Below are 22,386 nucleotides of genomic sequence, written 5' to 3'. Positions count from 1 at the left end.
GCGGCTGGCTGGGGTGTGGCCGCTGGATCCGGTGTGGGGTCGGTGGCGGCCGCACAGGGAGCGGGAGCCCAGCGGGCCAACGCCGATGACCCCGGCGAAGGCTCAACGCAGGTCCAGCGGGCAACGCATTCGTCGCGGCCGACCCGCTGGACAACTGCACCCGGGACCACCGATATCGAGATCCATCGCAGAGAACCTGGAAGCCGGGGAGGGAACCGCGCGCTTGTTTCCGGGTGAGGGCGACAAGGACGTCGCTCGAACACCCTCTCGTCTTGTCGGCGGGCCACCTGTCCGGCTCGCCACTTTGCGGAAGAGGTCCCACGCTCCCGTCATCCGATCTCCGCACCTCCGGTCCGCGTAGGCCGCAACACGCCGCGAACGAGGCGCTCGCCCCTCCCCGGGCAGGCGCTTTACGTGTTCAGGCCACAGCGCAGAAGACGTACGCCGTCATCGGGGCGGTCACCGGACCCGGGCCCAGACGGGCCGTCATCTCCTCGACGACCGCAGCCCGCACCGCTGGTCCATCCCCACGCTCCTCCACGGCCGCGCGCACCGGCGTCCCGGTGAGGTACCCGGTCGCAAGGCCGGCGATCGACACCGCCCGGCCCTCAAAGGTCAGTTCCTGCTCCTCCTCGACGGCGAACCCGGCGGCCGTCAGATCAGTGACCACGACCCCCGGGTCGGCGTACCCATGCGGACCCGTCGCCAGGAACCGCGGCGGGTCGACCGGAAAGGCCCGCTCCAACCCGGCCTGCAGCGCGGCTTCGAAGGCGTGCGTGCCGAGCGGGCCCCACGTGTTGAACAAGAACCGGCCACCTGGGCCCAGCACCCGCCGGACCTCGGTGAAAGCCGCGACCCGGTCCCCAAAGAACATCACGCCGAACTGGCAGACCACCAGATCGAAGCCCCCGTCCGCAAACGGCAACCGCTGCGCGTCGGCCTGCCGCCACACCGCGCCCGGGACCCCGGCCGCCCCGAAAGCGACCATGGCCTCATTCAGATCGGTGGCCGTCACCTCCGCCGACGGAGCCGCAGCGAGCAGCTCCGAGGTCAACACACCCGTCCCCGCGGCCAGTTCGAGGACGCGCCGGGGGCGCAGAGCCACCGCCTTCGCGGCCAGATCCTCAGCGAAAGGCCGGAAGACCACCGGCACGAGGTACTGCTCATAAGCCACCGCCATGGACTGCGACCACCGGGGGCCGGCATTCGATCCGGTCACACCCGAAACCGTAGTGCCGCACTCAAGGACACCCGCCGCGCCGCGCCGCCATGTACCCCCAAGCCCACCCCGCCTCCAGCAGTCCTGCGCCGGCGACGCCGTCGCGGACGAACGTGACGGGCACCAGGCGCTTTGCGGGCCGGCCCGCGCCGGGTTCACGGTGGGTCGCTACGAACGCGCGTCCGCCGCCGGGCGGATTGCCGCCCCGGCCGCCGGAGTGGTCGAACACCCGATGGCCCGGTCCGGATCCACGGCAGCGCGGACCCGACCGGCGGCTCTCCCCAGGGCGCGCTGAGCCACCCTGACGCCGTACTCGTGATGAGCGAGTCGTGGTCGGACGAATTCCGATGGCGTATGGCGCAACGCCGTCCCGGCCCAGCGTGCTGGAGACCAGAACCGGGACGGCGCTGCTCGCCTGATCTCAGCTCACCTGGTCCGGGCTCACCTGGTCTCAGTCGCCGACCGAGGAACCGGCCGCCGCCTTGACCAGCGCGAGGCCGTCGGCGGGCCGGATGTGTCCGGCGGCCACCGCGCTGCCGGTGCTCGCGCTCCAGCGGGCGACGAACTGCGCGTGCGTGGGATACAGCTGGGCCAGTTTCGCGGCACCGAAGGGAACGGTGGTCCCGAACAGGGTGCAGTAGAAGGAGCCTTCCTGGCCGAAGCCGGAAAGCGTCGCCACCGGCGAGTCCACCGACGGGGTGCGAATGCCGCCCTTGACGTTGCCGTTGGCGTCGAGGACGAACGCCGGGGTCGAACTGCTCGTGTCGACTTCCAGCCTTGGGGCCGGGGCCGGGGCCACGCCCGTCGTCGCCCACCTGTTCAGGGCGTGGACGGCGGCCTCCAGCACGTAGTGCGCCTGGCCCGCGTTGATCGGTGTGTTGCAGCTGACCTCGGGATGACTGGGATCCGGGGTCGAGGGCGGGTCGAGAAGGGTGTCGAACGCCGCGACGTCCCCTTGTCCGTCGCCGGTGTCCGTGGGACCGACCGGGGTGATGTAGGTGTCGGCGTGGGAAGTGCCCGCGACCTCCCACAGCCGGAAGTGGGCGGAGTCCGGCTGGCGCGCGGCCAGATAACCAAGCATCAGCAGGTCGGTCTCGGTCTCGAACGTGAGGACGGGCACCTTCAGATCGGTCCGGATGAGGAGGCCGTCCGGGACCGGTACGTCGGCCTGCGGGGCCTGGGAGAGCGGCGCCGTGACCGGTGCCACCCCGCCCCGGCTCTCCAGGAGGATGCCGTCGTAGACGCCGGCGAGAGGCTGAACGGCGTCGGTGTAGGTGGTCAGCCGGAAGGCCGACTGGGACTCGCCGACGGCCAGCAGGGTGCGCGGCCGCAGGCCGCTCAGGACGGAGGCCGCCGAGTCACGCACTGCCTGTCCGGCCTGGGAGAAGATGTCGTACGAGTAGCTGTCGCCGGGGTGGGAGAGGGCGGAGTAGCGGGCCGGGTCGATGGCTTTGGCCGCGTTGACGCCGGCTGCCTGCGCGGAGACGCCGACCCAGGCGTACCCCTCACGGATCAGCTCGTTGTGGGCCTGGATCCAGGTGGTGGCCACGTCCACCCCGCCGGTGACATTGAGCCATTCGACCACCACGGTTCCGTTGAACTTCGCGGGATCCTTCGGCCGGTCGACGACGACACGTGTGGTGTACGGCGCCGTGCTCGCCGGCGCGACCGTCCAACGGCCGTCCGCGGTAAGGGGGTTGACGGGCTGGTAGCTGTCAGCGGTACCCGCCATGAAGTACTCGGACTGCTGGTAGCCGACCTGGCTCAGGTCGAACGTCGTGCCGTAGAGCTGGGGCGCACCGGCCCCACCGGTGACGGGCCCGGTGACGACCGGGTCGGCCACCGCGGGGGCGACCGACACCTGCTCGTCGGCGTGTGCGGCTGCCGTGGTGGTGAGGGCGGCGGCGATCGCGGTCAGGAACGCGACGAACGCGACCGCCGGCCGCGGCAGGTGAACTCGTGGTAATCCGCTGTGCTGTCTGGCCATGGAGGTGCCCTTCTGGGACAGGGAGGCCGTGCCGGGCTCAGAGAGCGCGGCAGGGATGGCGGAGGGGCAGGGGCTCACGGACCCCTTCCAGGGCGGCCGTTCCCGCGCCCGCGGAGCCCAGGCGCAGCGGCTCATGGACCCGCGTACAAAAGGGCGGGATCTGACGGGCGCCGTGCTGCCCCGCCATGCATGAAGGGCGCCGGGCCTGAAAGGGAAAGGCCGAAGCGTTCCGCGAGGAGTTCCTGGCTCACCGCTGGTGCACGGATTGAACGCCGAGACCGTATCGCCGCTCGGCATGCCCTCGTCAAGAGTGGTGAACGATATTTCCGTCAGACGGAGGCGCAATTCTCGCTGAAAGAGACTCAGGCTGCCCGCACCGCGCCTCACTCAGGCGACGGTGAGCATCGCCGCGCGGATACGAGCCTCGGGCCTGGTCACTCCCGCCAGGAGGCGACGGAGGCGTTCCACGATCCGGCGAAAGAGTTCGTGACCCTCACACGCCGTCCTCACCCGCCCCCGCTCCCGCCACGCCGGCGTCCATCACCGCGCTGAGCCGGGCCGGTTCCTCCTCGACGGCCGCGATGACGATCTCATCCTTGGTCTTGCACTGGCGATGGACCGCGGCACGCACGATCCGGGCTTTGGCGGTACCGGGCGCGGCGGGGACGGAAGGCCTGTCGGCTTCGGACTCGCCTGGGACGACCCTGCAGCGCACCGAGGACCGGAGCCGCCTCAGACAACGTGGCCGGCACGATCTCTGGCGGCGGACGGTCACCCCCAAGTTCCAGCGCAGCCCCCGCCATAGGTCTCGTTTGTCGCCGGTCGCCGGTTCGGTGACGCGCGTTCGGAGCGGTCCCGGTGGCGGCGGCGAGTTCGGTCAGGCGAACCCTGATGTTGTGCATCTTATTGACGACCGCAAGAAATTAGCCCTAGATTCCCTGGCGCTTCGCTCGGTGCACTGAGCATCCGCTCCACCCCACCCCCCAGGAGCCGCCCCATGCCTGCCGACACCCACCCCCACACCCGTCGCCCCCGCCGTGCCCGTCTGCGCATCGCGCTGACCGCCCTCGCCACGCTGACATCCGCCGCCCTCACCACCCTCCCCTCGGCCGCCCAGCCGGACACGGCCGTTTCCGGTCGGCTCACCGGTACCCTCGCCGACGGCGCCACCTGGGTCGCGGACGTCCCCGAGCAGTGGAACGGCACCCTGCTGATCTTCAGCCACGGCTTCGGACCCACCGTCGCCCAGGACGCCCCCTCCGACGCCGTACGCACCCAACTCCTCGCCCAGGGCTACGCCATGGCCGGATCCTCGTACGACCCCCAGGGCTCGATGTGGGCCCTCAACAGCGCCGAACACGACCAGTTCGCCACCATCGGCGCCGTCACCGCGAAGATCGGCGAACCCCACCGCACCCTCGCCGTCGGCCAGTCCATGGGCGGACTCGTCAACGCCCAGCTCGCCCGCGACGGCGACGGCCGCATCGAGGGCGCGCTCGGCCTGTGCGGCCTGGTCGCCGGCGCCAACGACCTGGAGAACTACCAACTGGACGCCGAGTACACCATCGCCCGCCTGTTCCTGCCGGAGCAGGACGTCAAGCTGGTCCGCTTCGGCTCCGCCAACGAGGCCGCGGCCACCGCCAAGACCCTCACAGACGCCGTCACCGCCGCGCAGGCCACCGCACAGGGCCGCGCCCGCATCGCGCTCGCCGCGGCCTTCCTCAACCTGCCCGCCTGGTCACCCGGCAAGACCAAGCCCGCCCCGACCGACTGGGCCGGCCAGGAAGCGCAGCAGTACGACTGGTTGGCGCAGGGCATCCTGTCGTTCGTCGAGGGCGGACGGTACGCGATCGAGCAGTCCGTCGGCGGCAACAACTCCTGGAACAAGGGCATCGACTACGGCCGTCTGCTCGCCGGTTCCGAACACGCGCCCCAGGTCCGCGCCCTGTACCAGGCGGCCGGCCTCGATCTGCGTGCCGACCTGGAGTCCCTCACCCAGGGCGCCGCCATCACGGCCGACCCGGCGGCGGTCCGTACCGCCCAGCGCACCTCCTCCGCCGGCCAGGGCCTCGGCGTGCCGCTGCTGGACGTCCACACCACCGCCGACAACCTGGTACCGGCCCAGCAGGAGAACCGCTTCGCCGCCCGGGTACGCGCCGCAGGCGACAGCGCCCTGCTCCGGCAGGCCTTCGTCGAACGGCAGGGCCACTGCGCCTTCACCACCGCCGAAACCGTCGCCGCCCTCCACGCCCTCGAACACCGCGTCGACACCGGCCACTGGGACGACGCGGCAACACCGGCCGCACTCCAGGAGTCCGCAACGGCGCTCGGCCTGGACGGCGCGGCTTATGTCCCGTACCACCCGGCCCGCCTGACGGTCGGCCGCGAGGACCGCAAGCACGGGAACCGATGAGTGACGGCCACCGCTGAAGCAGCACGTCAAGCACGCTGAGGTCGCAGGTGGAGCAGGCGGCGCTCGCACGCCATGGCGCCGCGGCCGCCGATGCCGGGCTCGACCAGCCCTCGGTGAGTTGATGCGGCGGAGGGCTACGACGAGACTGCGGTGCCGGCATCCGTCCGGTTGGACCGATGCCGGCACCTGTGCCCACCCGCCTACCCGCGTCGCCCAGTCGGTCGGCGTCGCGACCGGCTCGGCGGCGTCAGATACGGCAGGGTGAAGGCCGTTACTGCGCGAACCCGTACGCGAACAGGTGGTCGGTGCCTGTCGAGCCCGTTACCGGGAGCGTGATCGACGCCACCTGCTTGGACGCGTCCAGCGGGACCTTCGTGGCGAAGACGTACGTCTTGACGCCGTCCCGGCCTCCGCTTCCAGTGTTGCGGTACGCCGTCGTGACGGCCGTCGAGTTGCTCGCGATCGGCTTGCTGGAGCCGCCGTTCAGTGTCCAGTCCGAGAAGCCGACCGTCGCTTTCGAGGTCGTGCCGTCGGTGTAGGTGACGGTCAGCGTGCCCGAGACGCCGCTGCCGTCGGTCGGCGCGTTGGTCGCCGCGCCGAGCAGGCCGAGCGACGCGCCCGAGGTGCCGGCTGGCATCGGGATGGTCTGGCCGGCCATCTCCAGGTTGTCCAGCCGGCCGGATGTCACCGTCGGCCAGTTGTAGGTGATGCTGTCGGCCGTGAGGGTCGAGCCGCTCGTGACGCCCGCGGCGGAGAGGGCGTTCTGGGAGAACGCCCAGCCGCCGTTGTCGAAGCCGCCCGAGAAGGTCGCGCCGTCGGGGTAGATGCCCTCGTTGGTGTCGTACGGCCACAGCGCACCTGCCTTGGCCACGGCCACCCGCAGGGCGGCACCGCTCAGCGATGCCCCTGTGCTGTGGTCGGTCAGCGCGAAGGTGACCAGGTACGTTCCCTCGTCGTTGCCTGCCGTCACGTGGAACCTGGCCTCCGCGCTGCCCGAGGCGGGCACCGTCAGCGAGCCCGAGGAGGTGTCCAGCGTGACGCCGTCGGGCGCCGTCGCCTTCCAGTCGACGGTGACGTCCTTGCCGCCGAGGTTGGTCAGGTCGAGCGTGCCCTCGCCGGACGCGCCGGGTTCGAGGACGAGGCCGTCGCTGGAGGGGCCGGTCGCGGCCAGGACGCGGCCGCCGCCCGTGGTGTCCGACGGCGGCACCGCCGAGGGACCGGACGCCCAGGAGGCGTTGGGCTGGGTGCCGAGGGTGAAGTCGAGCGTGCTCGCGCCCTTGAACTGCCCGTACGTCAGCCAGGAGCTGTTCCACGCCTTGCCCTTGACGTCGAGCGACTGCACGTAGGGGGCGTCGGGCGCGGCCTGCGGAGCGTTGATCCGCACCGTCCTGCCGTCCGAGAAGGTCACCTGGGCCACCGGGAAGACCGGGCTGCCGAGGACCAGGGTGTCCGTGCCCGGGGTCTCCGGGTACATGCCGAGTTCGGACCACACGTACCAGGAACTCATCGCGCCTAGGTCGTCGTTGCCGAACGAGCCGACCGGAGCGTTGAAGTAGAGCTTCTGCTGGGCCTCGCGGACGGCCGCCTGGGTCTTGTACGGCCGGCCCGTGTAGGCGTACTCCCAGGGGATCTCCACACTGGGCTCGTTGCTGAGGTCGGCGTCGGTGTTGCCGGGGGCGGTGATGTTGTCGAGGAGGCTGTCCAGGTAGGACGAGTACGCCTTGTCGCCGCCGCGTGCCTGGATGAGCTGCTGCAGGTTGAACGGGACCATGGGGGTGTACTGGGCGGAGGTGCCCTCGACGAAGCCGTTGGAGGTGCCGGGGGTGAAGCCGCCGGCGAACTGGCCGTCCTTGTTCTTGGCCTGCATGTACCCGGTCTGCGGGTTGAAGACGTTCATCCAGTCCTGGGCGCGGGTGGCGAACTTCGTGTAGACGTCGGTCTTGCCGAGGGACTTCGCGAAGGCCGCGAGGGCGTAGTCGGCGGAGTCGTACTCCAGTTGCGTGGAGACCGGGCCGTAGAAGTTGCAGCAGTTGTAGTCGCCCTCGTCCAGCGGGAGGTAGCCCTTCGCGTCGCGTACGGACTCGCCGGGACGGTCGTTGTTGGGGACGGTGGCCTCGTGCTGCAGGGCCGCGAGGGCCTTGTCCGTGTCGAAGTCCTTCGCGCCGAAGGCGTACGCGTCGGCGATGATGCCGGCGGCCGGGTCGCCGACCATCACATAGCTCTCGCCGTTGTTCGAGGCCCACTTGGGCAGCAGGCCCGTCTGGTCGTAGCCGTTGAGCATCGAGGTGACGACGTCACTGGCGACCTTGGGTTCGACCATCGCCATCAGCTGGGTCTGGGAGCGGTAGGTGTCCCAGCCCGAGTAGTTGGCGTACTGGGCCTTCTGGCCCTTGGCCAGTTTGTGGACCTGGTTGTCCATGCCCATGTACTGGCCGTTGGCGTCGGAGAAGACGTTCGGGTGCAGCAGCGCGTGGTAGAGCGCGGTGTAGAACTGCGCCTGCTGGTCCGCGGTGCCGCCGCCGGTGCGGATCCTGTTCAGCACCGTGTTCCAGGCATCGTGGTTGGCCCGCTCGACGGCGTCGAAGTCCCACTTCCTGATCTCGCTGGCGAGGTTGTCCGCCGCGTTCGCGTCGCTCGTGTACGAGATGCCGACCTTCGCGTTCACCGTGGGGTCGGAGGATGTGTCGAACGTCAGGTACATGCCGTTGGCGCCCGTCGTCGGCGGCTGGGCGGCTTGGACCTTGGCTGTGGGCGAAGGCGTAGCTGCGCTGGGCGCCGCGGACGGCGTACCCGAAGACTTGCCGGAGCTGCCGTGGATCGTCGGGTCGGGCCGTGCCGGGACGGTGAAGTGCTTCTCCTTCAGTGGCGCCGACTTCGACGTCTGGGCGGGCTTCTCGACCTTGCCCGCCTTCAGCGACTTCGCGTCCGGGTTGATGGTGCCGCCGACCCAGGTGCCGCTCTCGGTGAACGGCCGGTCGAACTTGATGTCGAAGTGCAGCGTGTACCTGTTGCTCGCGCCGCAGAAGTGACCGCTGTCGATCGCGCCGCTGATCTCCTGGTCGTTCACGACCTGGACACGGGTGCCGTCCACCTGCGTGGCACCGCCGCTGAGCTTGAACAGCAGGTTCGCCTGCTGCCCCGCCGGGAAGGTGAAGCGGCCGAGGCCCGCGCGGGTGGTGTCGGTCAGCTCCGTCTTGACGCCGTTGGCGTCGGTGACCCCGTAGTACCCGATGCCCGCCTGCTCGTCGTCGTGGGTGAAGCCGACGGTCGTGTCGCCGAGGTTGCCGGACAGGGCGCCGGTCACCGGCAGGATCGGCAGGTCACCCGCGACGGGGCAGCCCGGTCCCGAGACGTGAGTGAGGCTGAAGCCGGAGATCTTGCTGTCCTTGTACTCGTAGCCGCCGCCGTCGGGACGGTGCGGGGACGTGTCGGGGCCCCACTGCACCATGCCGGCCGGCATGTCGGGGCCGGGGAAGGTGTCGACCGCACCGGACGTGCCGATGAGCGGGTTGACGAGGGACGCGGGATCCTTCACCAGGGCCGGGGGCGTGCTGCTCGCGGCCTGGGCACTTGCCGGGAGTGTGAGCGGGAGGGCGGCCATGCCCAGGACGCAGGCCGCGGCCAGGCGTCGGCGAAGTCTCTTGCGCTCACGCGCGGCTGAACGTCGGGGTCTCACCATCGGTTGCCTCCGCAACAGTTCGTGCTTCGCACATCAGGTGCCGACGCGCCGGAACCACGGAACGTCGGTGGCGGGCAACGTTGTCAGCACCCGTTCCTGCGAGCCTGACAACGTTGCCATGCACGAGTGTTGAGTGAAACGCCTGCGCTTGGGGCGTGTCAACGAGGCCAACAGAGCCTTTTGAGCCAGAAGTTCAGCCTTGTGGAAGAAGGGGGCGTATCGGGTGCGACGAGATACAGTGCGCGAGAAGGCCGCCAGGTCAGGGAGGGCAAGCGTGACCGATACCAGCGACACCCGGCCCACCGAGGATGAAGCGCGGGCACCGCGGCGCAGCCCACTGCTCCGGCTGATGCGCTACCTCCCGATGATCGCTCCCGTCCTGCTGTGGGCAGTCCCCTGCGGGGTGCTCCTGTACGGCGGCCAGCACTGGCCGTTGCCGGTCACGCTGGCCGGAACCGCTGTGTTCGTCCTCGGCCTGACCGGGATGCCGCTCGCGATGATGCGCGGCCACGGCCGACGTCAACAGGACCGGGCGGCGATCATCGGTGACACGCTGCTGGGCTCCAGCTGGGTTCTGTTCACCTGGTCCGTTCTGCTCGGCGTCCTCCTGCGGCTCGGCCTGACCGTGGCCGGGGTCGGCGAGAGCGAGGACCGTGCCCGTATCGTCACGTGGGCCGTTCTCGCCGTGACCGCCGTACTGCTCCTGTGGGGGTACGCCGAGGCCCGCCGCGTGCCACGCGTGCGCCGGGTCGACGTCCAACTCCCGCGGCTGAGCTCTGGGTTGGACGGACTGCGCGTCGCCCTCATCACCGACACCCACTACGGCCCCCTCGACCGCGCCCGCTGGTCGGCACGGGTGTGCGAGACGGTGAACTCGCTGGAGGCCGACCTGGTCTGCCACACCGGCGACATCGCCGACGGCACGGCCGAACGCCGCCGCGCCCAGGCCCTTCCGCTCAGTACCGTGCGGGCCACCCGGGCCCGGGTGTACGTCACCGGCAACCACGAGTACTACAGCGAGGCCCAGGGCTGGGTGGACCTGATGGACGAACTGGGCTGGGAGCCGCTGCGCAACCGCCACCTGCTGCTCGAACGCGGAGGTGACACCCTCGTGGTCGCCGGCGTGGACGACGTCACCGCCGAGTCCTCCGGCCTGGAAGGCCACCGCGTCGATCTCGCCGCCGCCCTGCACGGCGCCGACACCGACCTGCCCGTCCTGCTCCTGGCACACCAGCCCAAGTTCATCGACCGGGCCGCGGCCGCCGGCGTCGACCTCCAGCTCTCCGGCCACACCCACGGTGGCCAGATCTGGCCCTTCCACCACCTGGTCCGCCTCGACCAGCCCGCCCTCGCCGGCCTCACCCACCACGGCACCCGAACCCTCCTGTACACCAGCCGCGGCACCGGCTTCTGGGGCCCACCGTTCCGCGTCTTCGCCCCCAGCGAGATCACACTGCTCGTGCTCCGGTCCCCGCACGGGGAGGGCTGACACACCCGCTTGGAGCTGTCCACCGCCGCAACCGAGCTCCTGCCCCTCAGCGCTGCACCATTGCCGCCGCGTCGGGCCGATGAGTTCGCCTGCTGCCTGAAGTCTTCCTTGTGACAAGCCCGCCCCGTCGACGGATCCGAAACCGCCGACTGCCGGTGGCGCGGAGGAGAGACGGAGTCCAGGATGCGCAATCCCATTCGGCTGTACATGTCGATGTCCCTCGACGGCTATGTCGCCGGCCCGGACGATCGGCCGGGGCAAGAGCTCGGACGCGACGGTGGGCGGCTCTTCAACTGGCTCGACGACCGGGAGGCCGACGGTCCGAGCGGCCAGGTCTACCGCGAAGCGCTGGCGACCGGCGCGGTGATCTCCGGCCGTCGGACGTTCGAGCTCGCCGGACGCTGGCAGGGCGATCACCATGACGGTGTGCCGATCCTCGTACTCACCCACCGGGTGGACGACGGCGATGTACCGCCGGGCCACGCGCGTTTCGTCACCGACGTCGAGGACTGCGCCCGGCAGGCCCGCTCGGCCGCAGCGGGCCGGCCGGTCATGGTCCATGGGGCGGGGGCGGCCCAGGCACTTCTGCGGGCCGGGCAGATGGACGAGATGGAGATTCACCTGGTTCCGGTCCTCCTCGGGGACGGTCGACGGCTGTTCGACCACCTGGGCGGCGATCACATCGAACTCGACCTCGTGCGGCGGCTGGAGGACCGAGACGTGACGCATCTCCGCTACCGGGTGCTTCGACCTCAGGAGGCCGCGTGAAGACGCTCTTCGTCTCCTACCGCGTCACCGACCTGGACCGCTCGCTCGGCTTCTACACCGCCTTGGGCTACACCGAACTGGGCAGGGTCCAGGCCGACGAGGCGGGTCACCTCGTCATCCTCAAGTTCCCCGACGAACCGGCCGCCTCGCTCGAACTGGTCCACCGTCCCGGCGACGGACCGGTCGACGTGGGCAGCGGTTTCGACCACCTCGCCATCCACGTGGACGGGCTCGCCACCACTTTGGAGAAGCTGACCGAAGCCGGCCTGAAGCCTGGATCCCTCCAGTACCCGGCCGGCCCTGACGGCCCGAAGACGTCGTGGCTCACCGACCCGGACGGATACCGGATCGAGTTGGTGGAATGGCCGTCCGGACATCCCGACGGCATCACCGCGGCGGACTTCACCTGAGGCGGCCAGGGACCACAGAGCGACAGCCTCACGCCGGCACGAGGCGTTCGAAGAAGAACTCGTGCTTGAGGAACGACGTCTCGTGTTCCGCCCCGGGGTACGGCGGGATCAGCTGGGCCGCCTGGATGAGCCGCCACCCGTCCTGCAGGGCGGCCACGCCCGTCCCGTACGGCGGCTCGTCGGTGTCTCCGGTGGTGGGGCGGGTCGTGCCGGTTCCGTCGTAGCGGGCCCAGCCGAGGACCGGGGAGTCGAGGGCGGACGTGGCCAGGTAGAGGACCAGGACCTGCTGCCGGACGGAGGTGGAAGTGGTCACGCCGTGCTCCTTTGTGCCGGTCGGTTGGCGATGCGGGTGGCCCAGTACTCGATGTCGAAGTCGGGGTCTGCGGACAGGAAGCGCCACAGCCTGATGCGGTTGTGGATCTCCAGGCGGCCGGTGGCCGGTTCGTACCAGGGGAAGGTACGGCCCAACTCCTCGGCCACGGCCGGGTCGTGGAGGTCCGTGGTGTCCCAGAGCCGTACCTGCGCAACCGTCGGGTTGAAGCGGATCTTGTACATGTGGCGGACGGTGTCGCTGTCGTTGCGTCGGCCGCCGTGCCAGATGCCGTGGTGGAGCAGGACGACCGTGCCCGCGGGACAGGTCAGCCGGGTCTGGCCGCGCAGGTTCTGGTAGCGGCCGGTGTCGGACTCGTTGGTGCGGCGCAGATGGCTGCCCGGGACGATGAGCGTGCCGCCCATGTCCGCGGTGACCTCCCGGGGGTAGTACATGAGCTGCACGTCGAAGGCGTCGGTCCGCAGGTCGATGAGCGCGTCGGCGTGCAGTGGCTGCGCGCTGCCCTCGCGTGGTTCGCGGGTGTGCACGAAGTGGTGGTCGACGGTCGGGTCCGGGCCCACCAGGCTCTCCAACGCGCCCGCGACGGAGGGCAGTTCGAGGAGCCGGCGGGCGAAGGACCCCTCGGGGAACGCCTTCGGCACGGGAGTCCCGTACGGCACGGAGGGCAGTCCGGCGGCGAAGACGTCGAGGGCCTCGTCGTTGAGTTCCCGGGGCACGATGCCGTCCAGGCGCAGGAAGCCGTGCGCCACGAACCGCGCCACCTGGACGGAACTCAGCAGTTGTCGTGTGGTTGGCATGCGACAACCGTAGGGAGCGGCTTCCCGGAAGTCGTGGGCTGTAATCGACGAGTGCTGGTAATTTCCCACCATGACGCACTCGGTGGAGCTGGCCCTCGATCTGCCTCCGCACGTCGAGAACGCGGGCGTGGGCATCCACGGCCACACCGGACCGCACGACGTGTTCCGGCTGCCGCGGCTGTGGCAGCTTCATCTGTACGGCTACTCCGGCGCCCTGGAGTTCGACGGCTTCCGGCATCCGATCCGCCCCGGCCACCTGAGCCTCGTGCCGCCCGACACCGAGGTGCACTTCCACTACGACGCCACACCGTCCGAGCACCTGTACGCCCACTTCCGGCTGCCCGGCGCGGGCGAACTGCGCCGCGTCCCGGTGATGCAGGACGCCGGGGTGGACGCCTCGGTGCTCGGCGGGCTGCTGCGGCAGACGGTCGCGGCCGCCGCGCAGTCCCCGGCGCGGGCCTCCGCGGAACTGTGGACCGTGTTGTGGCGCATGACCGGCCTGACCGGCTCCTCCGACACCCACGGCACGTCCCGGCATCCCGCCCTGCGCACAGCGAAGGCCCACATCGAAGAGCACCTCGCCGACCCGCTGGACATCCCAGAGATCGCCCGTGCCGCAGGGATCTCCCACACCCATCTGACCCGGTTGTTCCGGGCCGACACCGGGCTCACGGTCGTCGGCTACATCCGGCACCGCCGTATGGAACGCGCCCGGCACCTCCTGATCGCCTCGACGCTCGCCATCCCCGCGATCGCCGCGACCGTCGGCATCCCCGACCTCCAGGCGTTCAACAAGACCTGCCGCCGCGAGCTGGGCGCCTCACCCCGAACAGTCAGACGCACCGGGCAGGCGGAGCGGCCCCGCTGACGCCCGGAGGGCTCGTCAGGAGGTGGTTCAACCGCCCGCGCGGGTGAAGGTCACATGGGTGACCCCACTGGGCGAGGAGACGGCCTCGATCTCGTAGTCCTTCTCCAGGTCCTCCAGCCCGTCCCAGAGGCGTACGCCTCGCCCCAGCAGGATCGGGGCCACCACGACGTGCAGGTGGTCGATGAGCCTGGCGGCGAGGAAGTCGCGGACGACCGTGGGCCCTCCGCCGATGCGTACGTCCTGGCCGTCAGCGGCCTCGCGGGCCTGCTCCAGCGCCTCGGCGGGCGAGGTGCCGAGGAAGTGGAACGTCGTGCCGCCCTCCATCTCGATCGACGGCCGCGGGTGATGGGTGAGGACGAAGACCGGCGTGTGGAAGGGCGGGTTCGGCCCCCACCACCCCTTCCAGTCCGGGTCCTTGTGCCATCCGGGGTAGCCGAACTTCCCGGCCCCCATGATCTCGGCGCCGATCCCGGGCGCGAACCGCCGCGCGAAGGCGTCGTCGAGACCGGTGCCGCCACCGGTCCGGCCCACCATGTCGTGCCAGAACCGGGTGGCGAACATCCACTCGTGCAACCGCTCGCCGGCGTGACCGAACGGCGCGTCGCGGCTGAGGCCCTCTCCGGTGCCGTATCCGTCGAGGGAGATGGAGAAGTTGTGCACTCGGACCAGTGACATGGCAGGCCACTTCCTAGGGACGGAGAGCTTCGAGCAACGAAGTCAGGAGGCTAGCGGCCAATGCCGTGCACCGCGACATTTAAGCCACCGCTTCAACGTGTGGCGGCCGTACGAAGCCTGCCGACAGGCTTGGCCCACACCATGCGGCATGAAGGGGGAACGTCGTGGAACGCAGCAACACCAGGCGCACGGCACTGGCGGCAGCGGCAACGCTCGCGCTCGCCGGATCACTGCTCGCCCACAGCACCGGTCCGGCCGGCGCCGCCACCGAAACCCGCGCCCTGGGCCCGACCGTCGCCTGCGGCGGCCTGGCCGGCCTCAACGACCCCAACACCGCGACCGGCGTCACCACCGCCGCGCAGGGCGCGAGCAGTTCGGCCGGCACCGCGCAGATCCGCACCGGCCTGGCGGGCGGCACCCGCTACGGCTGGGCCCGGGCGGCCGGCGGGTCCAGCAACTACGACCTGTACTTCGAGATCGACATCAACGGCGACCGGGCCGCCGACTGCGCCACCTTCATCAGCATCAGCTCGGGCCTGTACTGGACGTCGGGCACCCAGACCAGCGCGAGCTCCAGCGTCGCCTTCCGCGCCTGCATCATCGCCCGCTCGGCCCCCGACTGCGGCGGGACCGGAGTCGCCTCCCGCACACCTTGGTGGTAATCCCCAACCTCAGCTGCGGAGGGGGCCTCTACGTCTTCACCTCTACGTCTTCGTGGAGGCCCGGACGCGCAGGTCGACGGGGAGGGTGCGGACGGTGCCCTTCGGTGTTTCGCCGGAGAGGATCTCGCAGAGCAGGCGGGCGCATTCGGCGCCCATGGTCCGCGGTCGCAGGTCGACCGCGGTGATCGGAGGTTCCGCCGTGCGCATGGCGGAGCTGTCGACGCAGGAGGCGAGGAGCAGGTCGTCGCCCACCTGGCGTCCCGACGCGCGGAGTTCGGGCAGGATCGCCGCGGCGGCGCCGTCCGCGGCGCACACGATCGCGTCGGTCTCGGGTGCCTCGGTCAGCAGTTTCCGTACGGCACCCTGGAGAACGTCGGGCGTCGAGCCGAACGGCACCTTGCTGACGAGCTCGGGCAGTCCGCGCTCGGCGCACCAGCGGGAATGGCTCCTTTGGAGGGTGAGGGCCCAGTCTCCGGTGGTGTCGGAGGCGATGAACGCCGGGCGCCGGGCGCCGGAGGCGTGGAGGTGGTCGAGGAGTTCGGTCATCGAGGCGTCGTGGTCGGACCATATGACGCCGGTCGGCTGCCGGTCACCGACATACCGCTCGGCGGTGACGACGGGGAGTCCGCTGCTCATCAGCTGTTCCACGACCGGGTCCTCGGCGAACGGGTCGCACAGCACGAGCCCGTCCACCTGCGGGACCGCGCCCCGGCGGTACGGGAGGTGCCCGGAGGACAGCAGGGTGACGTTGAGACCGGCGCGGGCGGCCTGTTCGGCGACGCCGAAGACGAACGACATGTAGTACTCGGCGCTGGTCAGGAACTCCGGGATGTGCAGCGCGATGGTCTCGGTCACCGAGGTGCGCAGGCTGCGGGCGCTGCGGTTGGGGGCGTAGCCGAGCCGCGCGGCGGCGTCGAGCACCGCACGGCGGGTGGGCCCGGAGACCCGGCCGTGTCCGCGCAGGGCGTCCGAGGCGGTGGTCTTGGAGACCGAGGCCGCGCGGGCCACGTCGGCGATGGTGGGCGGCACGGCGGGACGCCCGGACGTCATAGCCGTCACCAGCCGTACGTGAGGACGTCGTCGAGGGCGGCGACGAACACGTCGGCGCTGTCCCGGGTCAGGCACAGCGGCGGCTTGATCTTCAGCACGCACTGCCGGTCGGACGTCGGCTGCATGACGACCCCGAGTTCACGCAGCCGTTCGCAGATGGCGGCCGTCTCCTCGGTCGCCGGTTCCAGGCTCATACGGTCGCGCACGAACTCCACGCCCAGGTAGAGGCCGCAGCCGTGCACCGTGCCGATCAGCGGGTGCCGTTCGCCGAGTTCGACGAGACGCCGCTTCAAGTATCCGCCGATCTCAAGGGCGTTGGCCTGGAGGTTCTCGTCGCGCATGATGTCGAGGACGGTCAGGCCGACCACCGAGCTGACGGGGCTGCCGCCGGCCGAGGAGAAGAAGTAGCCCTGGGTGCGGTAGGCGTCGGCGATCTCCCGACGGGTGATGACCGCGCCGAGCGGGTGCCCGTTGCCCATGGCCTTGGCGACGGTCACGACGTCCGGTACGACACCCTGCTGCTCGAATCCCCAGAAGTGGGTGCCGAGCCGGCCGTAGCCGACCTGCACCTCGTCCGCGATGCACAGGCCGCCGACGGCGCGGGTGGCCGCGTACACCTGCTCCAGGTAGCCGTCGGGGAGCGCCATTCCGCCGGCGTTGCCGTAGTACGGCTCGCAGAGGAAGGCTGCGGGGGCGTGTCCCTCGGCGGCGAGTGCGGCGATGCGGGCGGCGGCTTCGGGGCCGTAGTTCCGCGCTTCCTCGCCCCGGTGGCGGCCCCGGTAGGAGTTGGGCGCGGCGACCGTGTGCACCCAAGGCGGCCGTGATTCAAGGGCGCCCGGGTTGTCGGCGACGGACGTGGAGACGGCGTCGCTCGCGTACGTCCAGCCGTGGTACGCCTCCTCGACGGCGACCACGTCCTGGCGTCCGGTCGTCGCCCAGGCGAGCCGGAGCGCGAGGTCCACCGCCTCGGAGCCGCTGTTGACCAGGAACACGGTGTCCAGTTCGGCGGGGAGCAGCTGCGCGAGCCGTTCCGACAGCTCGACCACCGAGGCGTAGTGGAAGCGGGAGTTGGTGTTCAGCCGCTGCCACTGGCGGTGGACGGCGTCGCTGAGGACGGGGTGACCGTGGCCGAGGATGGTCACGTTGTTCAGCATGTCCAGGTAGCCGCGGGCCCGGGTGTCGACCAGGTACTGGCGCCAGCCGCGCTCGATGCGGGGAGGCTCTTCGTAGTAGTGCTCCTGGACGGTGGCGAAGGCGTCGTTGCGGCGGGTCAGCAACTCCTCTTCGGACATCTGGTGTTCCGGTGTCTTGGGGAGCAGCAGTGCCGTGGGGTCCGGGCACACCCGCAGCCATCCGTCGGCCAGCTCGGGAGCGGCGAAGCGAGGCGGGCGTGCCCCGGTCAGGTGGCTGAGCTGGACGCCCAGGACGTGGAGTCCGTCGAAGTCGGCGATGGTGCCGAGCAGTTGGCCGGGCTCGACGGGGCCGGGGGTCAGGGTGCCGGTGTCGAGGCCGTCGAGGATCAGGTCCGGCCCGTCGTCCTGACGCAGCGTCACCACACGGTCGGTGTCGCGGGAGATCGTGCCCGCCCAGGGGGCCCGGACCTCCAGGGGTTCGGTGACGTACAGCTCGACGCCGAGCGCACAGGTCTCGGCGGGGCCTTTTCCGTCGACCCTCGTGCGGGTCATTCGGAACTCCCCGTGCCGGGTGTGGACGCCCTGCGTGGCGCTCAACTCCTCGCGCACCAGGTCGTGTTCAGCGTTCGGCGACTGCCACAGGCCGGTGTGCAGGGCATCGGCGAAGACCGACAGGTCGAGGGCGTGGACGTGCTCCGGGAGGGTGGGGATCAGCCGCGCTCCGGCCGCCGGCCTCTCTCGCGTGGACGCCCGGTCCAGCGCGTGGCGGAGCTGTGCCGTCATCACCTGCGCCGGGACCGACGTCGCCACCTCGAGCATCGTCCACTCGCGCTCCAGGGCGTCCGAGGCGTAGTCGTTGTCCGGGTCGAGCAGCACGTCGTACTGACCGCTGACCACGAGGACGGCGGACCGCAGCACGACGAGGGGCCACAGCACCTCCAACTCGTCGTCGCCGAGGGGGCGTTCCTCGTGGAAGGCACGGACGGCGGGCAGTACGGAGGCCGGTCCCGCTCCGTGGTGGTGGAGTACCGAGGTGCAGGTGACGGCCAGTTCCGCGACGGTCCAGCCGAGGCCCAGGTCACCGAAGTCGATCACGCCGACCGGCATCGGGCGTCCGTCGGGGGCCGTCTCGCACACCACGTTGTTGTCGGTGAGGTCTCCGTGGATCAGCTGCGTCGCCAGTCCCTCGGCATACGGTTCCAGCAGGGCGTGGGCGGCGCGGGCCGCGCGCAGGACCCGCTGGGCGCCGATCTGGTCGCGCAGGTGCGGGGCGAGCGTTTCGACAACGGTGAGCGCGTTGCGCAGATCCCACAGGCGGGGGCGGTCCACCGCCGGGGCCGCCAGGGTGGACAGCCCGGCGGCGACCCGGCCGGCGATCGAGCCCAGCCGGGCCACGACCGCGGGGGCGAGGTAGCGGCTGTCCATGATCGGCTCACCTGGCACGAAGTCCAGCAGCAGGCAGGCGAGCTTCGAGCCGTCGGCCGTGAGCCACTGCAAGGGGTCGCCGTCCACGCCCGGTCGCGGCTTCGGCAGCCGCAACTCCGGCAGTGCGGCGGCCAGTTGCTCGATCGCCGTGCACTGCAGGCGCAGGGCGGACGGGTCGACGGCCGGGTTGGTCACCTTGAGGACATGGTCGGCGGTGTCCGTGCGCACCCGGTAGTTGCGGTCCTGCTGGCTGCCGAGCGCCTGAAGGCCGCCCCGCACCCCGTACCGCTCGCCGAGCAGCGCGAGCGCGTCGGCCTCGTCGACCGGGGCGATCGGTCGGACGAGCCAGTCGACGGAGGGAAGACCCATGGGTGGCACCGCTTCTCTTGCGTGTCTTTTGCCGGAACGTTCCGGCAAACCTAGAGCCGACATCCGGACGCGTCAATGCGGCGGCCCGCCGGCTACGGCACGGATCCGCCGGCCGGTGTCCGCGAGAGCTGCTGCCTCACTCCCTGAGCGCGGGCCCCGCATCCCGCAGTGGCCCGGGGCGGCCGATCGCCCCGGGCCACTGCAACGTTCCTCCTTGCCCGGCTGTCAGTGGCCGCGGCCAGTGTCGAGCCGGTCCAGTACGGCCTCCGCCATGGCCGCCTCCCCCTTCGCGTTGGGGTGGGCCGGGGCCGCGGGCGAGGCCGGCTGGAGGGGCTCTATCCAGCGGTCCGCGGGCGATTTGCACATGTCGTGGCCGCGCGTGGGCCCGTATGTGTCGACGTACTCGGCGTGGTTGAGCGCGGCCGTCAGGCGCAGCATCAGGTTCAGGCGCTTCTCCGTGTCGCGCAGGTAGGGGAAGTCCTTGGCGGCAAAGGGAACCGAGGGGTAGCAGCCGCTGCCGTCGTCGGGCAGGAGGTCGGGGTATCCGACGACCAGTACGCGTGCGTGCGGGGACCTCTCGTGCACGTCCCTGAGCACCTTGGTGATCTTCGGTGCCGTCTTGAGGACGGTCAGCGCCAGCTGGTCGACGCCGGACGAGGTGTAGTACTGCTGACAGGGGTTGCCCGTCAGGTCCTTGGCGGCGAGCTGGGCGCAGGTGGCGATGATGGAACCGAATCCGACGTCGTTGCCGCCGATCTGCACGGTCACCAGGTCGGTGTCCTCGTCCACCGCGTCCAGCTGGGGCCCGTTGGTGCCCTGGGGCTTCCACATCTCCTCGGTGGTCGCGCCGGCGCAGCTCATGTCGACGAAGACGCTCGTTCTTCGCTCCGCCGCCACCAGGGACGGGTAGTTGTGGTCGGAGCGGGCGCAGTTCGCGTCCACCTGGGTCGGGATCAGGGGGCCCGAGGTGTACGAGTCGCCGAGGGCCACGTACTCGGTGTTCCGGCCGCCGTGTCCGCCGTTCGTGTGCGCCGCCGCGGGTGTCCCGGCGGCCAGGACCAGCGCACAGCCGCTGACCGCGGCCGCAACTGTCCTTGTGCGTCGGCGCTTTGGCGCCGGTGCGGCCGAATCCGTCACAAGTCTCATGCAGGCCTCCTGGTCCGAGCCGTCATGGCAGGGCTCGACCCGCGTATGGTCGTACCCCGTTCAACTGAGCTTGTATACCGGCCAGTAGTGCTCTTGGACCAGGGTCGTACGCCGACCAGTTTCCCTGTGCTGTACTGCACTTCTCCCCCGCCGCTCCACATCGCTCCGGAGGCCCCGTCCGATGGCCCGCCTGCACCTGCGTTCCGGCATGGACCCCGACGCGCCCAAGACGGCCTACGCCGTCCTCGTCGTCGACCCCGAAGGCACGCCCGGGGAACGCGCCGTTGCCGCGCTGGGCTCCTGCTGTTACGAGGGCGACGGCGCGTTCTACCTGGTGCGGAGCGACGGTTGGGCCGAGAGGTCACCGGAGGACGGTCGACTCGCGGTCCGCATCGCCGTACATCCCGCCGTGTTGCGGCAGGTCGGCGTGGACCCCGAGGACTTCCCCGGCCGGTCGTCCGTGGACCCGCGAGCCCTGCTGGTGCTGGAGGCCCGTGCGGCCGCCGACCCGGCACTGACCGCACACCTGGCCGAACCGACCGCCGTCTTCACCGCGGGCCCGGATACGACGCTCGAAGAACTCCTCGCCTCGGACGCCGAGTGGCCCATGTTCCTCGCCCCGCCACCGGAGAGTTGACGCGACGAGGAGCAGCTCGGGGTCCCGGCAGGTGGCGGCCCTCACTTGTGCCGTGTGGCGGTGGGGGTGGGCTCCGTGCCCTCGGCGCGCAGGGTGCCGCGGCCGGGCTTGGGGCGGGCGGCCTCCACGGTGCCCTTCTTGTGGTGGCGGGGTACGACGTCCTGCGGGAACGTCAGCTGCTGGTTCATCCACTTCAGGGTCGCGGGCAGCTCCCGTACCCAGGTCGGGAAGTTGTGGCTGCCGTGCTCGGGCAGGATCGACGCGACGCGCATGGGTGCGCGGACGGCCCTGATGAACGCCTGGGTCTGCGGGTAGCCGCGCTCGCCGTGCTTGCTCTCGGCGACCAGGACGGACACCTGCGGGACGGGCAGGTGCTTGAGCCGCCACATCAGGTCGTGGCCGTTGACGCGGTTGACGCGGCCCAGTCCGCTGCCGAAGAGGTTGCCGGTCGTCGGGTCGTCCTTGACGCGGTAGTCGGGCGAGAGGGCACCGGCCGTCGTGTAGACGTGCGGGTTGCGCATCGTCAGCTGGAGGGCGCAGCTGGCGCCGGAGGAGTAGCCCATGACGCCCCAGGCGCTGGCGTCGTGGCCGACCCGGTAGGCGGACTTCAGTGCGTCGGGGAGGTCCTTGGCCAGGAAGGTCTCGGTCTGCGGGCCGCCCGGGACGTTCACGCACTCGGTGTCGCGGGGCGGGGCGATCGTCGGCCGGATCATCACCAGCACGGTCGGCTGCATCTGGCCGCTCTTCTGCAGCTGTCCCGCGGTCTGTGACACCCGAAGGTACTGCGCGAGGTTGAAGATGCTGCCCGGGTAGCCGCTGAGCGCGACGATCACCGGAAAGCGCTGCCGGCGGTACGCCTTCTGGAAGTACTGCGGCGGCAGGTACACGAACGCCGGGTCGACGACGCCCGTACGCCGGCCGATGACCTTGACGGACTCCACGCGCCCGTTGACCGACGCGGGGCCGGAGGGCAGTCCGCTGACCCGGCTCAGCTGCTCGTCGGAACCGGGCTGCACCAGCGCCCCCTTGACGGCCACACCGGTCACGGTGCCGTCGCCGCCGCTCGCCTGGGTGACGCCGACGGGTGCGGTCTCGACGTGGCCGAACAGCTCGCCCCACGATCCGAAGAACTGGTACGACGAGTTCAGCCAGCACGCGAACGCCGCGATGATCACCGCCTGGGTCACCCCGATGGCCGCCAGCCGCCCCAGCACCTGCCGCAGCCCCCGCGCGGCGAACCGCGGCCACAGCCACACGAGCAGCCCCACACATACGGCGGCCAGGGCTGCCGTCACGTAGACGGTCGTCTCGCTGGTCAGACCCATACC

General features: G+C 70.7%; 18 protein-coding genes. 7 read left to right on the top strand and 11 right to left on the bottom strand.

Features of this window, described 5'->3' with window-relative positions; all coding sequences use genetic code 11:
- Positions 1-418: 418 nt before the first annotated feature.
- The 3 genes from MQP27_RS37490 to MQP27_RS37480 form a co-directional block, all read right to left on the bottom strand.
- Positions 419-1,180: a class I SAM-dependent methyltransferase gene (locus tag MQP27_RS37490; RefSeq protein ID WP_242774210.1), complete on the bottom strand. Its 762-nt coding sequence runs from the start codon at positions 1,178-1,180 to the stop codon at positions 419-421.
- A 490-nt stretch (positions 1,181-1,670) separates the two neighbouring features.
- Entirely contained in the window at positions 1,671-3,206 is a 1,536-nt protein-coding gene (locus MQP27_RS37485) for an alpha/beta hydrolase domain-containing protein (protein WP_242773747.1), read from the bottom strand.
- 493 nt (positions 3,207-3,699) lie between these two features.
- Entirely contained in the window at positions 3,700-3,837 is a 138-nt protein-coding gene (locus MQP27_RS37480) for a hypothetical protein (RefSeq protein ID WP_242773744.1), read from the bottom strand.
- A 366-nt stretch (positions 3,838-4,203) separates the two neighbouring features.
- Here MQP27_RS37480 and MQP27_RS37475 point away from each other — a divergent pair, with 366 nt between their 5' ends.
- Complete coding sequence (locus tag MQP27_RS37475) at positions 4,204-5,619, top strand: alpha/beta hydrolase (RefSeq protein ID WP_242773742.1); 1,416 nt, start codon at positions 4,204-4,206, stop codon at positions 5,617-5,619.
- Positions 5,620-5,890: 271 nt separating this feature from the next.
- Here the strand turns inward: MQP27_RS37475 and MQP27_RS37470 are convergent, their stop codons facing one another.
- A complete protein-coding gene (locus MQP27_RS37470) occupies positions 5,891-9,298 on the bottom strand; it encodes a lectin (RefSeq protein ID WP_242773740.1) in 3,408 nt (1,135 codons plus the stop codon).
- A gap of 274 nt (positions 9,299-9,572) precedes the next feature.
- On the opposite strand from MQP27_RS37470, the gene MQP27_RS37465 reads away from it, so the two are divergent.
- The 3 genes from MQP27_RS37465 to MQP27_RS37455 all read left to right on the top strand — a co-directional run bounded on the left by MQP27_RS37465 (position 9,573) and on the right by MQP27_RS37455 (position 11,965).
- Positions 9,573-10,787 carry a metallophosphoesterase gene (locus tag MQP27_RS37465; protein WP_242773738.1) on the top strand — a complete coding sequence of 405 codons (1,215 nt, stop codon included), beginning with the start codon at positions 9,573-9,575 and terminating at the stop codon, positions 10,785-10,787.
- A 183-nt stretch (positions 10,788-10,970) separates the two neighbouring features.
- Positions 10,971-11,555, top strand: a complete 585-nt coding sequence (locus tag MQP27_RS37460; protein ID WP_242773736.1) for a dihydrofolate reductase family protein — start codon at positions 10,971-10,973, stop codon at positions 11,553-11,555.
- Positions 11,552-11,965, top strand: a complete 414-nt coding sequence (locus MQP27_RS37455) for a VOC family protein (protein ID WP_242773734.1) — start codon at positions 11,552-11,554, stop codon at positions 11,963-11,965. Before MQP27_RS37460 ends, MQP27_RS37455 begins: the two co-directional genes overlap by 4 nt.
- Before the next feature lie 28 nt (positions 11,966-11,993).
- Here the strand turns inward: MQP27_RS37455 and MQP27_RS37450 are convergent, their stop codons facing one another.
- Positions 11,994-12,278: a hypothetical protein gene (locus tag MQP27_RS37450; RefSeq protein ID WP_242773731.1), complete on the bottom strand. Its 285-nt coding sequence runs from the start codon at positions 12,276-12,278 to the stop codon at positions 11,994-11,996.
- Complete coding sequence (locus MQP27_RS37445) at positions 12,275-13,093, bottom strand: phytanoyl-CoA dioxygenase family protein (RefSeq protein ID WP_242773727.1); 819 nt, start codon at positions 13,091-13,093, stop codon at positions 12,275-12,277. The genes MQP27_RS37450 and MQP27_RS37445 overlap by 4 nt, the downstream gene beginning before the upstream one ends.
- 70 nt (positions 13,094-13,163) lie before the next feature.
- On the opposite strand from MQP27_RS37445, the gene MQP27_RS37440 reads away from it, so the two are divergent.
- The gene (locus MQP27_RS37440; protein ID WP_242773724.1) at positions 13,164-13,961 is read left to right on the top strand and encodes an AraC family transcriptional regulator; all 798 of its coding nucleotides are present in this window, start codon (positions 13,164-13,166) and stop codon (positions 13,959-13,961) included.
- Positions 13,962-13,988: 27 nt separating this feature from the next.
- On the opposite strand, the gene MQP27_RS37435 is transcribed toward MQP27_RS37440, so the two are convergent.
- Complete coding sequence (locus MQP27_RS37435) at positions 13,989-14,636, bottom strand: dihydrofolate reductase family protein (RefSeq protein ID WP_242773722.1); 648 nt, start codon at positions 14,634-14,636, stop codon at positions 13,989-13,991.
- 164 nt (positions 14,637-14,800) lie between these two features.
- Between MQP27_RS37435 and MQP27_RS37430 the strand changes: the two genes are divergently transcribed.
- Positions 14,801-15,298 carry a hypothetical protein gene (locus MQP27_RS37430; RefSeq protein WP_242773720.1) on the top strand — a complete coding sequence of 166 codons (498 nt, stop codon included), beginning with the start codon at positions 14,801-14,803 and terminating at the stop codon, positions 15,296-15,298.
- A 42-nt stretch (positions 15,299-15,340) separates the two neighbouring features.
- Here the strand turns inward: MQP27_RS37430 and MQP27_RS37425 are convergent, their stop codons facing one another.
- The 3 genes from MQP27_RS37425 to MQP27_RS37415 form a co-directional block, all read right to left on the bottom strand.
- Positions 15,341-16,348 (bottom strand): LacI family DNA-binding transcriptional regulator, encoded by a 1,008-nt coding sequence (locus tag MQP27_RS37425; RefSeq protein ID WP_242773717.1) that lies wholly within the window; start codon positions 16,346-16,348, stop codon positions 15,341-15,343.
- Positions 16,349-16,353: 5 nt separating this feature from the next.
- A complete protein-coding gene (locus MQP27_RS37420) occupies positions 16,354-19,275 on the bottom strand; it encodes an aminotransferase (RefSeq protein ID WP_242773714.1) in 2,922 nt (973 codons plus the stop codon).
- Between the two features lie 225 nt (positions 19,276-19,500).
- Positions 19,501-20,421, bottom strand: a complete 921-nt coding sequence (locus MQP27_RS37415; protein ID WP_242773711.1) for an SGNH/GDSL hydrolase family protein — start codon at positions 20,419-20,421, stop codon at positions 19,501-19,503.
- A gap of 181 nt (positions 20,422-20,602) precedes the next feature.
- Between MQP27_RS37415 and MQP27_RS37410 the strand changes: the two genes are divergently transcribed.
- Positions 20,603-21,058 carry a hypothetical protein gene (locus tag MQP27_RS37410; protein WP_242773709.1) on the top strand — a complete coding sequence of 152 codons (456 nt, stop codon included), beginning with the start codon at positions 20,603-20,605 and terminating at the stop codon, positions 21,056-21,058.
- A gap of 41 nt (positions 21,059-21,099) precedes the next feature.
- On the opposite strand, the gene MQP27_RS37405 is transcribed toward MQP27_RS37410, so the two are convergent.
- Positions 21,100-22,383: an alpha/beta hydrolase gene (locus tag MQP27_RS37405; RefSeq protein WP_242773706.1), complete on the bottom strand. Its 1,284-nt coding sequence runs from the start codon at positions 22,381-22,383 to the stop codon at positions 21,100-21,102.
- Positions 22,384-22,386 lie beyond the last annotated feature (3 nt).

Source organism: Streptomyces cylindrosporus (assembly GCF_022698165.1).
GTDB lineage: Bacteria > Actinomycetota > Actinomycetes > Streptomycetales > Streptomycetaceae > Streptomyces > Streptomyces cylindrosporus.
The sequence above is the reverse complement of the archived record's forward strand: the minus strand, read 5'-3'. Positions and strand labels throughout refer to the sequence as shown.

Excerpts from the sequence above, each read along its gene's own strand:
- MQP27_RS37490 (WP_242774210.1), bottom strand. The coding sequence starts at position 1,180 with ATGGCGGTGGCTTATGAGCAGTACCTCGTGCCGGTGGTCTTCCGGCCT.
- MQP27_RS37470 (WP_242773740.1), bottom strand. The coding sequence starts at position 9,298 with ATGGTGAGACCCCGACGTTCAGCCGCGCGTGAGCGCAAGAGACTTCGC.
- MQP27_RS37435 (WP_242773722.1), bottom strand. The coding sequence starts at position 14,636 with ATGTCACTGGTCCGAGTGCACAACTTCTCCATCTCCCTCGACGGATAC.
- MQP27_RS37460 (WP_242773736.1), top strand. The coding sequence starts at position 10,971 with ATGCGCAATCCCATTCGGCTGTACATGTCGATGTCCCTCGACGGCTAT.
- MQP27_RS37440 (WP_242773724.1), top strand. The coding sequence starts at position 13,164 with ATGACGCACTCGGTGGAGCTGGCCCTCGATCTGCCTCCGCACGTCGAG.
- MQP27_RS37485 (WP_242773747.1), bottom strand. The coding sequence starts at position 3,206 with ATGGCCAGACAGCACAGCGGATTACCACGAGTTCACCTGCCGCGGCCG.
- MQP27_RS37415 (WP_242773711.1), bottom strand. The coding sequence starts at position 20,421 with ATGAGACTTGTGACGGATTCGGCCGCACCGGCGCCAAAGCGCCGACGC.
- MQP27_RS37405 (WP_242773706.1), bottom strand. The coding sequence starts at position 22,383 with ATGGGTCTGACCAGCGAGACGACCGTCTACGTGACGGCAGCCCTGGCC.
- MQP27_RS37445 (WP_242773727.1), bottom strand. The coding sequence starts at position 13,093 with ATGCCAACCACACGACAACTGCTGAGTTCCGTCCAGGTGGCGCGGTTC.
- MQP27_RS37420 (WP_242773714.1), bottom strand. The coding sequence starts at position 19,275 with ATGGGTCTTCCCTCCGTCGACTGGCTCGTCCGACCGATCGCCCCGGTC.
- MQP27_RS37410 (WP_242773709.1), top strand. The coding sequence starts at position 20,603 with ATGGCCCGCCTGCACCTGCGTTCCGGCATGGACCCCGACGCGCCCAAG.
- MQP27_RS37425 (WP_242773717.1), bottom strand. The coding sequence starts at position 16,348 with ATGACGTCCGGGCGTCCCGCCGTGCCGCCCACCATCGCCGACGTGGCC.
- MQP27_RS37475 (WP_242773742.1), top strand. The coding sequence starts at position 4,204 with ATGCCTGCCGACACCCACCCCCACACCCGTCGCCCCCGCCGTGCCCGT.